Origin of the sequence: Paenibacillus sp. FSL L8-0435 (assembly GCF_037965655.1) — a bacterium.
Taxonomy (GTDB): Bacteria; Bacillota; Bacilli; order Paenibacillales; family Paenibacillaceae; genus Paenibacillus.
In genome coordinates, this window is record NZ_CP150185.1 from 3,129,882 (window position 1) to 3,144,948 (window position 15,067).

A 15,067-nucleotide genomic window follows, 5' to 3' on the forward strand; every position below is an offset into this window, starting at 1 on the left:
TCTTATCGGCGCATGTCGAGATCATGAATATGGTCAAATTATAAGCAAGCTGCTATTTGGTAGAACCCTGTCAAGTAGACAATACAAAGAAGAAAAAATTAAGCTGTGTCCGCTTCCCTTGCTCGACCGGGGGGATGGTCATTTAGTTTTTTGGGTTATAAAACAAAAATAAAAACGTAGTAAAGTACAAACATAATTAATAATGTTAGGAGACATAGTATGAGTTCACAAAAATCACTTTCGGATGTAGTAGAGATGCTAAAAGATAGGGAACATGAAGATATAAGTGTAACTATTAATAAATATGCAGGATTCTTTGTTACAGCAGGAACAATTGCAGCCATATTGATTGCACCTGCTCCACTTTCTATGATTGCAACTCTTGCTACAGGTGCCACTCTTACAGCATTTAAGCCGGGCAACCTTTTTAAATCATTGCATGATAAGTTTAATTATCCAGATAAAGGTAGGGGGCTTTCAGCACGTCAGAGAGACGAAAAGCTAAGCATAATTAATATTCTTGTATTAAACTTAGCCGCTAGAGATGCTTTAAAGGAGGGACTCTTCCCATATTTGGAAGAGTTGCTTGTTAACTATGAACTTGAAGAAGAGCATTTGGAAAATTTACAAGAAATGCGGCAGCAATGTTTAGAAAAATCTACGTTAGGGATACCTAATTTTAGAGATCTAACGGAAATGCATTCTTACGTTAGTAAATTATTTAATACAGTGAAAAATACTATTGAAGAATATGTAGGTGATTGCAATAAAGATTATTTAAGAACCTTAGTACATGAGTGTATCGATAAAACAAAAATGATATATAATGCATACATTGTAAATTTAATTGTTGATTTCCCTGAATTCGCCTTATGGATAGACATGAAACGACAGGATCAGTTATTGAATTATCTTCCGAAACTAGTTGGGGAGGTAGCTGATGAAGTTAATAAAAGGTTTCAACCTTTATTTGATCAAATAGTGACATTGCAGAATGATTATTATCTAGGAGATGTAGGCTTAAAGAAAGTTATCACCAAAGAGACTTTTGTAAATCGCCATATAACTCCTCTTGTCAACGAAAAAAGTACTGATAGATTAAATCATATTCATATGCATCATCGAGTTTTAGTTGACTACTTATATAAACCTATTCTTGATGATAGTGAAGAATCAGAAGGCATTAATTTCTCTACTAATGAGAATATGTATATCCCTCAGAGTTACAAATTATTAACTTATTCTGAAGAGAAGTTTGCATATGACTTTCTTTTGCCTGATTTTTGGGATAAACCTGATAAAGGTATTATAAATGGCGAGGATGTAGGAGGGCAATTAATAAAATCTTTGTTAGATCCTAATAATGCTACTAAACCTCTCTTAATACTAGGAAACCCAGGTGCAGGTAAATCAATGCTTAGCCAGATTTTTGCAGCTAGGTTATGTGAGAGCCACGATTTCGTTCCATTTTTTGTCAAGCTGAGAGATGTGGCTAGTAGCAATAGTCATGTGGTAGATCATATTAACCAAGGTCTAAGTTTGTCATTACCAGGACGTCCAGAAGTAGATTGGTTTTCATGGGTTAAAGAATGTGATAAAAGGATACCAGTACTAATAATGGACGGATTTGACGAACTGCTGCAAGCCTCACCTACTATGCTTAATGGTTACCTGAGTGCAATCAGAGATCTTCAAAAGCAAGCATATGTGCAAGAGATATCACTTAGAGTAATTATAACAAGTCGTTTGTCGATTATGAAAGATATTACCATACCTAGAAACACTACTATCATTAAGTTAGAACAATTTGATGACAAAAGAATAAATCAGTGGATTGAGGGATGGAACAAACTACAGACAAAGTCAGACTTTCAACCATTTCGGATACCTGACAATAATCATATCATCGATCTTTCTAAAGAACCCTTATTATTGTTGTTACTCGCAGTATATGATTTTGAGAATGCCGAACTTCAAATGGAAGTGAATAAAGATGATTTCAATCAATCAAAGCTATATGATAAGTTATTCCAAAAATTCACAATTAGACAATTAAGGAAAGAAAAAAACTTTAGTAATTTAAACGAAATACAACGAGATCGCGAAATAATGCTCTACCGATTAAGGTTGGGTCTTATCTCACTTATGATGTTTTTACGCGATAGCACTAACCACAATGAGATGGATCTAACTAATGAGATTGAACAGTTTGAACTTAATGCTGAGAATATTGATGGAAAGAAAGTATTTAGTGGATTCTTTTTTATACATGAGAATAAGGCAACAAAAGAAGCTGGAGAGAAAGTATACAATTTTGAGTTTTTACACAAAACATTTGGAGAATTTTTGGCTGCAGATTTTTTACTTCGTGTTGCAAATAGTAGAGTAGATAGAAGTTTCCGAAAACTAAATAAAGAAGGTACCTTCAGATTCTGTTTTGGATATAATTGGCTCAACAAACATCCTAAAATTGTTTCATTTCTTTTTGAACATAGTAAAAATGTTATTAGATTAAATAGAGAAGCTCTGGTATCAAGTATTTATTCAGAACTTGAGTTGACCATTAGTAGTAAAAATCAAATGCCATTTCCCGTAAATGAAATTAATGTTGGCATTAACCCACTAACTGTATTGGAACATTTATCAATTTACTCTCAGAACTTAGTATTATTACTTGTATCACTAAATGAGGGAGATAAGATGGAATTTGAGCTTGGTGAAACAATCGCTAGCACGAGTACAGAACAAAATGAGTCAAAATTAAGCAAAGTTCGATCAACTCAGGGAGAACTTCCTAGAAGTCAAAATGCACTGTTATGGAGAACAATGGTTGAACTTTGGAATACCTCAGGCAATAATATTTCAGTTGCAAAGTTACTTGAGTGGATCAATGTTGATCATTCGAACGGTAGTCTGTATTTAGTTAAAAATAGAAGTTCGGTTGAGCATTTTTTTAGTAATTACTCCAAAGTAGCAGGAAATAATTATAATATGTTGCTAAGTTTACATCAGGTTGAAAAAATCGATTTTTATGAGTTGAAACTTATAATTCATAAGGAGCCTCAGCTTCTACAACATGGATTGGAAGTAATATATCACAAGTTTGAGGAATTAAAACATAATCATGGTATTTTGCCCTTAATAGATTTGATATTCGTACTTGTCGATAAGAGTTCAAATGAACTGGTTTATAGTAATCTATTTGCTAAAATGTTAGTTAGTGCCGATTGGGATGAGCGCATTAATGAAATATTGCTAACCCCCGAGTCTAAGAACCATCTCGCAATAAATCTGAATTCTTCTATCTTGAGAAGTCTTCTTGAAAAAAAATATAATTTGAAATCTCGTTATTACGAGGAATTAATGAATGAGTATCTTCGTAGATATAATAATTATTCCGAGCTGTTGCTTATTACTGAAGTCTTAGCTGATCATTTTAGTCCTAATAGACCCTTCGTTCGAGAAATTATTAATCACTTACTTGGAAGTGTTGAGCGTGTTAATTTCTTTTCACATGCTGAGGTGTTACGATATTTAAAATTGGCTTCTCGCATCAGAAGCGAGATGTCGAGTGATCTTAATTTGTTGGAGGAATTTTTCCAACGAGCCATTATGAGTAATAAAATTAACCCAAAATATGCACTGAGATTGTTTCAATACACTATAGAGTTGCGAGTACCTTACGCATCAGATAAACTGGCCTTCATGCTTTTTGATGATTTTATGACTGATATACATCGTAAGTGGAGTCCACATTACGAAGTTTTACTTGTTGAACTCATTATTTATTGTGAGCCAAGAGAAGAATTTATGAAATATATCGTGGAAAAGGTAAAATTTAATCTGGATAAGAGCACAAATATACACATACAATTATCGCAAATAAAAGCTTTAGAAAGTTTAATAGTTCTCGATGCTAATGTAATTTGGGTAGAAGATCTTATTAATCGAGTTTTTGAGCAAACTACCTTTATCAAGAAACACAATTATGAAGTTACTCTAGCATTGTTAGATTTTGTCTTCATTCATTGTAGAGTGTTACCAATACACGAAAAGTTAATCAAATTCGTAACTAATTATATGTTAGAAAACCAACACGGTTTGTCAGCAAAAATCAGATTTGTTGAATTAGTAGATAGTTATGGACCACGTATTGTTGATGTTGAAAATTACTTGGAAGAAATAATGGAAAAGTTCCAAGATACAAGATCAGCTAATAATTTATTAACTATAGAAGATCAACGTACATTGCATATGTTGTGGAGGCGTTACAAAGGACGTATACAATAATGAGATCTATCATTAAAATATCATTACTCCTTCTCTTTGTTGTTACTGTTATTTACTTTTCTTATCAAATAGGTTATGAAAAAGGGCGGAAATCTATATTCATAGAAAATACCAACAAAAACTACATTTTTGTCGATAGACAAGAATAAAGTCATTGAAATTTTGGTCATAATCTTGTCATATTGATTAAACCGAGAAGAATAAGCTTATGCTTCACCCTTCTCCAGTAAATTTGCTGGGATAGATGAGGGGAGAAATACTGTACCTTCAGCCGCATGCCACTACTTGGTCGATGCCGACCAGAAGTTACGCCGGATTGTATACGTAGAGCTGGGCTCAATTTAAACTTGAAATCAGAAAGCCACCGTAAGGTGGTTTTTGTTTAGATAAAGGGAAATGAAAAATATCGACCAAAATTAGTATGTGTACGATTGTGGTTGAGGGACAAGAACATATTGCCTTTTTAAAGTATTTATAATTTGAGAAAGACGAAGAAAAATGATTTACTGGATATGTATTATAGTTGTTACGTTAGAATACGGTGTTGCACTTCAAATGAGTGCGTGGATTGAGATGATCATCGCCGGATCACGGATCGGTTGAACAGTGGTCGCACTCCATAGGAGTGTGTGGTTTGAAATAGCCTCTTTGATAGAAAGAAGCAAGCTATTGATGAAATACTAGAAGAAACAATGTATGGTATCCTACAGATCGTTAATAAACATGAAAAACTATTTTTGCTATGAGGTTTCATTTAGGGGTCTATAAAACGTTAGGAAGTCGCGATTTTGGTGCTGACGTAGTTTTCACTGATCGGGAAGGTGTTAGAAATGTCATCCAAGCAAAGCGATACTCAATAGAGTATCCAGTCGGCATCAGCGCTGTGCAAGAGGTGTTTTCTTGCATGAGATATTACAAGGCTAAAAAAGCAATCGTAATTACTTCATCCCATTTCACAGAGTCGTGTGAGACATTAGCTGGTATTAACTTTGTAAAGTTGATTGATCGAACTGACTTGATTCATGTGATTGAGGCTTTTAGAGGCGGTGATATGATTGAGGCGCGTGACTTCATTGAAGCGGAACCGAGGATGATACTTGAATCCTGGTCGGAAGCCAATAGCAATACGCTACATGAGGTTCGAAAAGATTACAAGGCAGAAAAGTATGTAAAAAAAGTGATGAGTAAGTGAAAACAGATAGCATAGTATTCAGTAGAAAAATGATTGATTCCGTTGACTGTTCATACATAACCTAAGTGGGAAGAGGGGGTTCAATTTTAGTGAAAAAAATGAGCTGGATTTCTTTATTTTTAGTCCTAATTTTGTACTTTATTTCGATGTACTCACTATATTCTCATATGAATAATAAATGGTTAGTTAGTCCTCCCAACTATGTAATTCTAATTCTTTCTATTTTAGTATTAGCTATAGCTATACTTGGTTTCAAAGAAAATTTGAACAAGTCTACGAAGGTAAGAAGTTGGATCTCAACGGTTCTATCCTTAGCATTGATCTTCATCCTTTTGGGTGCTTTGTCATTTACATCGATATTTTCTGGGTACAAACAATTACTTACGACTACACATTCACCAGATAAGCACTATACTATAAGTTTCTATAAAACTGACGCTGGAGCCATGGGATCGTTTGGTGTTATGGGGGAATTAAAAGGCCCACTTTGGTTTAAAAGAGTATTTTATTATGAGGGAAAGACGGATCAGGTAGACTTGGAATGGGTTGATAACCATACAATTTCAATTAATGATCAAAAAGTTAATTTATTAAATGGTGAAACTGTACGCCGTAGCCCTTAATTTTATAAGATTTTTTTCTTAACTGATAGCTAAAGTGAAATTCCTTTACGGAGTTTCGCTTTTTTTGCGTTTCGAGAAAAAGATGGATAGAAGAGAAAGTGATCATCATCAGGAATCCTTTGAGGTTTTATATGAATGAATAGAAGAAGTTAAACATGTCGTGATTTTATACATTTATTGTCGTGAGTTTCTATTAAAAATAGATTAAGTCTGTGATAACTTATAGATAAATGTCAGAATATTATATAGTATGGAGGTAAGACACATTGACCATTCGAATTGGGAAAATTAGCTTGTGGCATGTTCACGCATGGGATTACATCAAGCAGGCACAGGAACATGAGGATACAGTCATCGCAGCTGTTTGGGATGACGATGCCAAGCGGGGGCAGGAAGCGGCTGAACGTTTAAACGTACCATTCTATGCTTCACTCGAAGATATGCTGTCCAAGGATGACATCGAAGCCGTTATTGTAGATGCGCCAACCCGCATCCATGAAGAGGTGATCACCGCTGCTGCAAAAGCAGGTAAACACATCTTCACGGAGAAGGTTATTGCATCAACACAGGCGGAATCCAACAGAATCCTTAATGCGGTAAAGGCAAACAACGTCAAGATGACAGTTTCCTTACCACGTCTGAATGCAGGGTATACGTTAACGATTCAGGATGTACTTAACCAAGGATTACTTGGTAAAATAACTTATGTTAGAGCGCGTTTATCACATGATGGAGCAATTTCGAACTGGTTGCCTGAACACTTCTATGACCTGAAGGATTGTCAGGGCGGTGCGTTGATTGATCTGGGCTGCCATCCCATGTATCTCGCCAAATTGTTTCTGGGTCAGGAAGTAACAGCGGTTAACGCGAACTTCGGATATATTACAGGCAAAGAAGTGGAAGATAATGCAGTCGCAACCTTGTTTACGGATTCTGGAGCAGTCGGCGTTGTTGAAGCTGGTTTTGTGAACAGCCATTCTCCATTTACGATTGAGGTTCATGGTACGGAAGGTACGCTTCTGTACGGAACACCCGAAGAAAAGTTATTGATTCGCACGAAAGCAGCAGAGGGACAGTATCAAGAGTGGACTGAGCTTCCTTTGGCAGACCAAAGAGAAAGCGCATTCAATCAATGGGTTGCACATATACAGAATGATACGGATGCAACCGAAAACGTGCAGATTGCTATGGAGCTGACCCGGTTGATGGAAGCAGCGAATCTCTCTGCCAAAGAAGGGCGCAGAATCACTCTGAATGAGTTGAAGGGTTAGGTTTTATTAAGGAGGTATGCAATCTTGAGCCTGTATCCTTATGAGAAAATGCTTGAACGGCAGGATCTCCTGGAGAGACTGGATATTTCAATGGTTTGGGGACATTATGAGATTCGCGTGATGCGATTTCATCTGACTTCTTTTCCAGCGGGCCGAGTTGTGGATTTCCATAATCATGCAGAGTTTGAGTTTCATTTTATCCCAAGAGGTAAAGGTAAAGTTATTCTCGATGATCAGACACATGCACTCTCGGAAGGTATGCTTTATTTGACTGGACCGGGTGTACTTCATTATCAGGAGGCTGATGCCAAAGAGGACATGGATGAATTATGTCTTCATGTGGATATCGTTCACAAGCCAAGAGAGCATGTTGATCCCTGGGAAGCAGCAGAATCTGAGGAAACGATGGAAAAGCTGAGAACGCTTCCGCTTACTCCAGTGAATGATTATCATCGGGCAATGCATTGTTTTTTGGAAGCCTACGAGGCATGTGATCAGAAATTGTTAGGTTATTATACGTCGATCAAGCAACTGGTTATCAGCATATTACTCAAAACCGTGCGAGCATACGACACCGGGGGGAATCGACCGGAAGCCCCTGTGCGGGATATGTCGGTGTATCGCTATGAGTATGCAGTGCAGTATATGGAGGCGAATCACCCTACAGTGGTCACGCTGGAGCATGTAGCTGAGAAACTTCATATTAGCAGCAGACAATTGCAGCGAATCTTCTACCAGGTACAGCCGGAGATGCCGTTCAGCCGTGTACTGGAGGATATTCGTCTGCGCGCCGTGTGCCGCAATCTGGAGGAAAGTAACGTATCCATTGAACAGATCGCTCTTGCTTCAGGCTTCAATAATGCCAACTATTTGCATGCTGTATTTCGCAAACGTCTGGGGATGACCCCGTCGGCTTTTCGCAAAATGAAACAACCAATACTTAAGTGAGGGTGAATATATATGAGTAAAGTATATCGTATCGGAATTATTGGCTGTGGTGGAATCGCGAATGGCAAACATCTGCCGAGTCTGAGTAAACTGGATAATGTTGAACTGGTGGCTTTCTGCGATATCGTTCAGGAACGTGCAGATGATGCCAAACAGAAATATGGCTCTACTGATGCTGAAGTCTACACGGATTATCAGGAATTGCTTAAGGATGAGTCTTTGGATATTGTGCATGTGCTTACGCCGAATATTTCTCATGCCGAGATTTCTATTGCTGCTCTGGAGGCGGGGAAACATGTCATGTGTGAAAAGCCGATGGCGAAGACATCTGCTGAAGCACAACTCATGCTCGAAGCGGCAGAACGTACCGGCAAGAAACTGACCATCGGATACAACAACCGTTTCAGAGAAGACAGTCAGTATTTGAAGAAGGTGTGCGAAGCAGGTGACCTGGGTAATATTTATTTTGCCAAAGCACATGCAATTAGACGTAGAGCAGTACCAACATGGGGTGTTTTCCTGGATGAAGAGAAGCAAGGTGGCGGTCCGCTGATTGATATTGGTACGCACGCACTTGATCTGACGCTCTGGATGATGGATAACTATCAACCAAAAGTTGTGCTTGGTACGACCTATCATGAGCTTTCACAACGTGAAAATGCGGCCAATGCCTGGGGCCCGTGGGACCCAAAACAATTTTCCGTAGAAGACTCAGCCTTTGGTATGATTGTGATGGAAAATGGAGCAACGATCATGCTGGAATCCAGTTGGGCACTGAACTCACTGGATGTGGATGAGGCAAAATGTAGCTTGAGCGGTAGCGAAGCGGGTGCGGATATGAAGAACGGGCTGCGCATCAATGGTGAGAAATTCAGCCGTCTATACACCAATGAGATTGAACTGAGTGCAGGCGGGGTAGCTTTCTACGATGGTAAGAGTGAGAGCGCACCGGATGTTGAGATGAGAAAGTGGATTGAAGCGATTGAGAAGGACCAGGAGCCAGTCGTTACACCGAAACAAGCGCTGGTTGTATCTCAGATCCTGGAAGCTCTCTATGAATCTGCTCGCACAGGCAAGGCTGTATACTTGAATAACGGTAGCGAAGCATAGAACAGACATAAAACAATTAGATTACAGAACCCTTTGTCCTGTTATTTGGGGACAGAGGGTTTTTGGTGTTTTGGTTACTAGCTATTGGTCCATACCAGACTCTATTTCGGCACATATGATGAGAGAAAAATGAGCTGAAAAGAGGGTATGTCTTGACTAAACACAAAACGGGTCATGGTGTTTCCATTGTTGTATGTACCAATCGGCCGCAATTTTTTGATAACATCCTGCAAAATTACAGTCGGCAGCTTTATAAAAGCAAAGAATTGATCATTGTCCTGAATCATGACAGTATGAATCTGGCATTATACCAAAACCGGGTTCGAAAATATGCGAATGTTCATGTATATCAAGTTCCTGAGAGCATTTCCCTAGGACAAAGCCTGAACGCCGGCATGACGAGGGCTCGTTTTTCGTTGATTGCCAAATTTGATGATGATGACTACTACTCGCCGTATTATTTAACAGAACAGGTGAGAGAACTGAGACGGACCAAAAGTGATATTGTTGGCAAACATTCGTGCCTGGTCTACTTGGGTGCGTCCAAGACACTGTTGGTCAGATCTCCAGCTGAAAAAAATAAACCGGTTGAATTTGTTCAAGGGGGCACTATTTTATTCAAAAGAGAGATCTTGAAAAAAGTCCGCTTCACGGACCGTTCAATAGGGGAAGATGTGACCTTCCTGAGACAATGCAGGAAAAGAGGATTCAAAGCGTACGCGACCTCTCCTTACAATTATGTCTATCACCGCAGACAGAACAAAAAAAGTCATACCTGGAGAGCGGATGACAGCTTTTACCTGGAGGGAAGCAAAAAACTTGCGGTTACAGAGGATTTCAGACCCTATGCTAATAAAAAGTTATAGTCTGTAATCGTAGTGCCCATGTGTGTCGTCAAATAACGAAAGCGAAGATGCATCTGCTGCGTGTAGATGCGTCTTTTTTGTGCCAAAATGCTTCAATTTGGTGGTGGTGAGAAAAAAATATGAATTTACTTGAAAAAAAGTATTGCATATAAGTTTAGTCGGAATTATATTAATGGTATAAGGTCTAGACCATATACAGATCGGAGTGTTTAGATGTCCAGTACGTTTTCATTTCGTTTTGAGAAAGTATCTACCAAAAAGGTTAGTGAATTCATTAGGGAACAACTGGAAGAAGCCATTATTCTGAAAGAATTAATGAGTGAAGAACAGCTTCCAGCCGAGCGAGATCTGGCAGAGATTTTTAACGTAAGCCGCATTACCGTTCGTGAGGCACTCTCTTCACTGGAAGAGAAAGGCTTGATTGAGAAAAGGGTGGGTGCCAAAGGCGGAACATTTGTACTGCCTCTGACAGCCAATTCGCATAAGCGCACGAGAGAAGAAATTAAACGGGATTGGTCACAGATGCTGAAGGTGTTTGAATTTCGAACCATCATCGAGCCAGAGGGAGCTTTTCTCGCTGCTGAGCGGATCACCGCAGGCGAACTGGAGCTGCTTGAGAATTACATGGAACAAAGTATAGAGCCAGACTGCACAAGGGAATGGTTCAGGGCGCTGGATGTGAAATTTCATCTGACCATCGCCAAGGCTTCGGGGAATCCATACTGTGAGAGAGCCGTCAGACAGATCCGGACCAAAATTAATCCGGCGCTCGACTTGATGCCTTATGATGACCGGATACGTTCCGTCAACCACGGTGTACATATGGAGATTCTTGAAGCATTGAAAGCCCATGATAGCATCAAGTCCAAGGAGACGATGAAAAGGCATATCGAATTCTCGGCTGACGCGATCTATGCCCGTTTGGTTTCTGAATCGGAAGAAAATGAAGGGAATGACAGCAAATGAATCGTTCAGAACTAATACAGCTGGCTCAGCCACTGCAAGCCCAGTTAAGCGCTTGGCGCAGAGATTTACATCAGCATCCGGAGATCGGTTATGAGGAACATCGCACATCCGCTATCGTAGCCGAGCATCTGGAAAGCCTGGGACTCGAAGTTACACGCAATGTCGGAAAAACCGGGGTTACAGGCCTGCTTCGCGGAGAGACCGATGGACCAACCTTTGCCTTGCGCGCAGACATGGATGCTCTGCCAATCCAGGATCAGAAAGCGGTGGAATACCGCTCGCAAGTGGAAGGCAAAGCGCATCTGTGTGGACATGACGCTCACACCTCCATCCTGATGGGAGCCGCCCAACTGCTTACTGGTCTTGGAAGACCGAAATCAGGCAACATCAAATTTATTTTCCAGCCAGCCGAAGAGGGACTTGCAGGTGCAAGAGCCATGATCGAGGACGGTGTTCTGGAGAATCCGAAGGTTGATGCCATCGCAGGATTACACATGACACCTGGACAGAACACGGGAACCTTGGGTGTAAGTCAAGGCGTTGCGTTTGCGTCAGCTGATCCCTTGATTATCAAGGTGTTTGGCAAGGGTGGGCATGCAGCTCGTCCGCATGAGGGTATTGATGCGATCGCGGTATCCGCTCAGGTCATCACCGCATTGCAAAATATCGTCAGTCGGATGGTTGATCCACTTGAACCGGCAGTAGTCACGATTGGCAAAATCACGGGAGGTTATATGGGAACAGCCATCGCCCCCGAAGTGGAGATGATCGGTACGGTTCGTACACTCTCACCTGCCATTCGTGAGCGGATGCCAGCTTTGATCGAGCAAGTTGTTAAAGGGGTCTGCGATTCTTTCGGCGCAGGATGCGAGGTAATTTACGGCGATGGTTACCCTGTTGTTGTGAATGATCTCGGCATGGTTGACCTGCTAACAGAGACTTGTGATCAGGTTAATGCGGAGAAGGGATGGACTTATATCAAACCCTCCACAGGGGGCGAGGATTTCGCTTTTTATTGTGAACAGGTTCCGGGTGTGTTTTTCAGACTAGGATCTGGGAATGATGAGGAACGTACTCGCTATCCACTCCACCATCCCATGTTTGATCTTGATGAGACAGCGATGCCTTATGGTGTTGGCATGTTGTCTGCAGTAGCACTTGAATTTTTGGCACGGAATACATCTTCTGAGGGGGAGCAATCACAATGAAAAAAAGACAATGGACAGGCTTGTGGATCACGTTACTGGCAGTCGTAATGGTACTCAGCGCTTGCGGAGGAAAATCGACAAGCACAAATGATGGTTCCGCAACAGAAGGAACGGGCAGTGGAAGCGCAAGTACAACACTGACCGTTGCTGCGGCAACCGATATTGAGAGTTTCGATCCGCACAATAACAACAACACTTCCAGTGAGGCGGTTCTGGTCAACGTTTTTGATTATCTGATCAAAAATGACAGTGAACAGAAAAAAGTTGCGGGACTTGCGACATCATGGGATCAGGTTGATGATACAACGTGGAGATTTAAGCTGCGTGAAGGTGTTACCTTCCACAATGGCGATCCATTCACTTCAGCAGATGTAAAATACACGCTGGAGCGCGTAGCCAAGGACGAGACACTGAAACAAAACAGTTATTTCAAAAATATCGTAGAAGTTAAAGTGGTGGATGACTATACCGTAGACATCATCACGGATGGTCCAGATCCGTTGCTCCTGAATCGTCTGTCCAAAATGGGAGCAGGCATTCTGCCAGCAAAATATATTGCAGATAAAGGATTCGATGCTTTCCTGAAACAACCGGTAGGCACAGGCCCTTACAAGTTCAGTAAATGGACCAAAGATGATCGTGTGGAACTTGTGAAAAACGAGAACTACTTCGACGGTGAACCAAAATGGAATGAAGTGGTATTCCGCGTTATTCCTGAAGCGTCCACTCGTGTATCCGAATTGCTTGCTGGTGGTGTAGATGTTGCGTCTTCCATTCCATCCACTGACATTGCACGGATCGAAGGCGAAGCAGATAAGAAGATTGTCAAAGCGCCAATCCAACGTGTGCTTCAGTTGATCTTCCGTCAGACAGAAGGCAGTATCACAGCTGATCCAAAAGTACGTGAAGCCATTGACCTGGCTATCGACAAACAAGGCATTGTGGATAGCATTGCCGGCGGAGCAGGTATCGTAACCCGCACATCCGTAACACCAGGCAACTTCGGTGCTGATCCTTCATTGTACAAAGCGTCACTCTATGACCAGGAAAAAGCCAAACAACTCCTGCAAGAAGCTGGCTATGCGGAAGGTGAAGCTGAGATGACCATCTCCGTTTCCGCACAGTACAAAGAACAGGCTGAAGTTGTCGCAGCGATGCTGGAACAAGCCGGATTCAAAATCAACCTGGATGTCCTGGAAGCAAGTGCATTCAGTGAACGTTACAGCTCCAAATCATTCAAAGAAATCTTCATGATTGGTATTGGTAACTCCTTGTTCGATGCTTCGAATAACTACAATCGTTATATGTTGGAAGAAGCGAAAGGTGAGTCGGATTACAACAATCCTGAAGTAGAGAAACTGCTTCAATCTGCATTGGTGAACATGGACCCTGCGTCTCGTGAGAAAGAGTATCAGCAAGTACAACAGATTTTCTCTGAAGAGCGTCCAGCCGTATATCTGTACCAAATGGAAGGTGTATACGGAACAAATGATAAAGTGAACTTCGCGCCGCGCAGTGACGAGATGTTCTATGCTGACGAGATTACACCTGTTGCACAGTAACATCGGGTATAACACCGGTCATTGAAAAGATAGGCCGTGAACGGCAGGGACTGGATAACCATGTTCCTGCCGTTCTTTTTAATAAGGGAGGTGAACAAGGAATGGGCAAATACGTACTTAAGTCATTACTGCAGATCATTCCGGTACTGTTCATTGTTTCATTAATTGTGTTCATTTTGGTTCGAGTCACCGGTGATCCGGTTGCGCTAATGTTGCCTGAAACGGCTACCGCTGAAGATCGTGCTGTTTTGACACAGGCACTTGGTTTGGACCAGCCTTTATATACGCAATACGTGAAGTTTCTGGGCAGTGCAATACAGGGAGACTTTGGTCAATCTTTTCGCTACAATCAGCCTGCATTGGAGCTTGTGCTGGAGAGGTTGCCTGCCAGCTTTGAACTGGCGGTAGCGGCTATGTTTTTTGCCGTGCTAATGGCTGTTCCACTTGGTGTCATTTCAGCTGTGAAACGCAATACATTTACCGATCTTATTATTTCAGGAATATCCGTTATTGGTAAGGCGATGCCAAACTTCTGGATGGGGATTATGCTTATCCTCTTGTTCTCCGTCATGCTGGGTGTATTGCCAGTATCCGGCCGCGGAGGATTGTCACATCTGATCTTGCCGGCATTTACACTTGGCGTTGGACTGGCTGCGCAGATGACCCGGCTGATTCGCTCCAGCATGCTGGAGATTCTGAATCAGGACTATATCCGAACAGCCCGCAGCAAGGGGCTTGGCCGAATGGTTGTCATTGTGAAACATGCATTTCGGAATGGACTGATTCCAGTCGTGACAATTATGAGTTTGCAGTTTACAAGTCTGATCGGGGGGACTTTGATTACGGAAACGGTATTCTCCTGGCCTGGACTGGGGCAATTGCTGGTCGTTGCAGTCAACACCCATGATATGGCGATTGTACAGGCAGCGGTGTTTGTCATTGCCTTTATCGTTGTGGTAATCAACATCTTGACGGATGTAGCTTACAGGCTACTTGATCCGCGCATCAAATACGACTAGAAGGAGGTGCAA

At 41.2% G+C, this 15,067-nt stretch carries 11 protein-coding genes; all 11 read left to right on the forward strand.

Going from position 1 to position 15,067, the window contains the following annotated elements; genetic code table 11:
• Nucleotides 1-219: 219 nt before the first annotated feature.
• The 11 genes from NST33_RS13650 (at nucleotide 220) to NST33_RS13700 (ending at nucleotide 15,055) form a co-directional block, all read left to right on the forward strand.
• Nucleotides 220-4,290, forward strand: coding sequence for an NACHT domain-containing protein (locus NST33_RS13650; RefSeq protein ID WP_339308278.1), 4,071 nt, complete (start codon nucleotides 220-222; stop codon nucleotides 4,288-4,290).
• A gap of 742 nt (nucleotides 4,291-5,032) precedes the next feature.
• On the forward strand, nucleotides 5,033-5,482 hold the full coding sequence (locus tag NST33_RS13655; RefSeq protein WP_339308280.1) for a restriction endonuclease: 450 nt from the start codon (nucleotides 5,033-5,035) through the stop codon (nucleotides 5,480-5,482).
• 167 nt (nucleotides 5,483-5,649) lie between these two features.
• Entirely contained in the window at nucleotides 5,650-6,105 is a 456-nt protein-coding gene (locus NST33_RS13660; protein WP_339308282.1) for a DUF5412 family protein, read from the forward strand.
• Nucleotides 6,106-6,371: 266 nt separating this feature from the next.
• A complete protein-coding gene (locus NST33_RS13665) occupies nucleotides 6,372-7,376 on the forward strand; it encodes a Gfo/Idh/MocA family oxidoreductase (RefSeq protein WP_339308284.1) in 1,005 nt (334 codons plus the stop codon).
• Nucleotides 7,377-7,400: 24 nt separating this feature from the next.
• A complete protein-coding gene (locus NST33_RS13670; protein ID WP_260632632.1) occupies nucleotides 7,401-8,324 on the forward strand; it encodes an AraC family transcriptional regulator in 924 nt (307 codons plus the stop codon).
• A 12-nt stretch (nucleotides 8,325-8,336) separates the two neighbouring features.
• Nucleotides 8,337-9,434: a Gfo/Idh/MocA family oxidoreductase gene (locus NST33_RS13675; protein WP_221819482.1), complete on the forward strand. Its 1,098-nt coding sequence runs from the start codon at nucleotides 8,337-8,339 to the stop codon at nucleotides 9,432-9,434.
• Between the two features lie 152 nt (nucleotides 9,435-9,586).
• Nucleotides 9,587-10,300 carry a glycosyltransferase family A protein gene (locus NST33_RS13680; protein WP_221819481.1) on the forward strand — a complete coding sequence of 238 codons (714 nt, stop codon included), beginning with the start codon at nucleotides 9,587-9,589 and terminating at the stop codon, nucleotides 10,298-10,300.
• A gap of 213 nt (nucleotides 10,301-10,513) precedes the next feature.
• Nucleotides 10,514-11,266: a FadR/GntR family transcriptional regulator gene (locus tag NST33_RS13685; RefSeq protein WP_221819480.1), complete on the forward strand. Its 753-nt coding sequence runs from the start codon at nucleotides 10,514-10,516 to the stop codon at nucleotides 11,264-11,266.
• Entirely contained in the window at nucleotides 11,263-12,474 is a 1,212-nt protein-coding gene (locus NST33_RS13690; RefSeq protein WP_339184831.1) for a M20 family metallopeptidase, read from the forward strand. Before NST33_RS13685 ends, NST33_RS13690 begins: the two co-directional genes overlap by 4 nt.
• A complete protein-coding gene (locus NST33_RS13695) occupies nucleotides 12,471-14,036 on the forward strand; it encodes an ABC transporter substrate-binding protein (RefSeq protein ID WP_339308287.1) in 1,566 nt (521 codons plus the stop codon). The genes NST33_RS13690 and NST33_RS13695 overlap by 4 nt, the downstream gene beginning before the upstream one ends.
• 101 nt (nucleotides 14,037-14,137) lie before the next feature.
• Nucleotides 14,138-15,055 (forward strand): ABC transporter permease, encoded by a 918-nt coding sequence (locus NST33_RS13700; protein WP_017688654.1) that lies wholly within the window; start codon nucleotides 14,138-14,140, stop codon nucleotides 15,053-15,055.
• Nucleotides 15,056-15,067 lie beyond the last annotated feature (12 nt).

What these genes read in the sequence shown, in the direction of transcription:
- NST33_RS13650 (WP_339308278.1), top strand. Translation starts at nt 220, where the DNA reads ATGAGTTCACAAAAATCACTTTCGGATGTAGTAGAGATGCTAAAAGAT.
- NST33_RS13655 (WP_339308280.1), top strand. Translation starts at nt 5,033, where the DNA reads ATGAGGTTTCATTTAGGGGTCTATAAAACGTTAGGAAGTCGCGATTTT.
- NST33_RS13660 (WP_339308282.1), top strand. Translation starts at nt 5,650, where the DNA reads ATGAATAATAAATGGTTAGTTAGTCCTCCCAACTATGTAATTCTAATT.
- NST33_RS13675 (WP_221819482.1), top strand. Translation starts at nt 8,337, where the DNA reads ATGAGTAAAGTATATCGTATCGGAATTATTGGCTGTGGTGGAATCGCG.
- NST33_RS13685 (WP_221819480.1), top strand. Translation starts at nt 10,514, where the DNA reads ATGTCCAGTACGTTTTCATTTCGTTTTGAGAAAGTATCTACCAAAAAG.
- NST33_RS13690 (WP_339184831.1), top strand. Translation starts at nt 11,263, where the DNA reads ATGAATCGTTCAGAACTAATACAGCTGGCTCAGCCACTGCAAGCCCAG.
- NST33_RS13695 (WP_339308287.1), top strand. Translation starts at nt 12,471, where the DNA reads ATGAAAAAAAGACAATGGACAGGCTTGTGGATCACGTTACTGGCAGTC.
- NST33_RS13700 (WP_017688654.1), top strand. Translation starts at nt 14,138, where the DNA reads ATGGGCAAATACGTACTTAAGTCATTACTGCAGATCATTCCGGTACTG.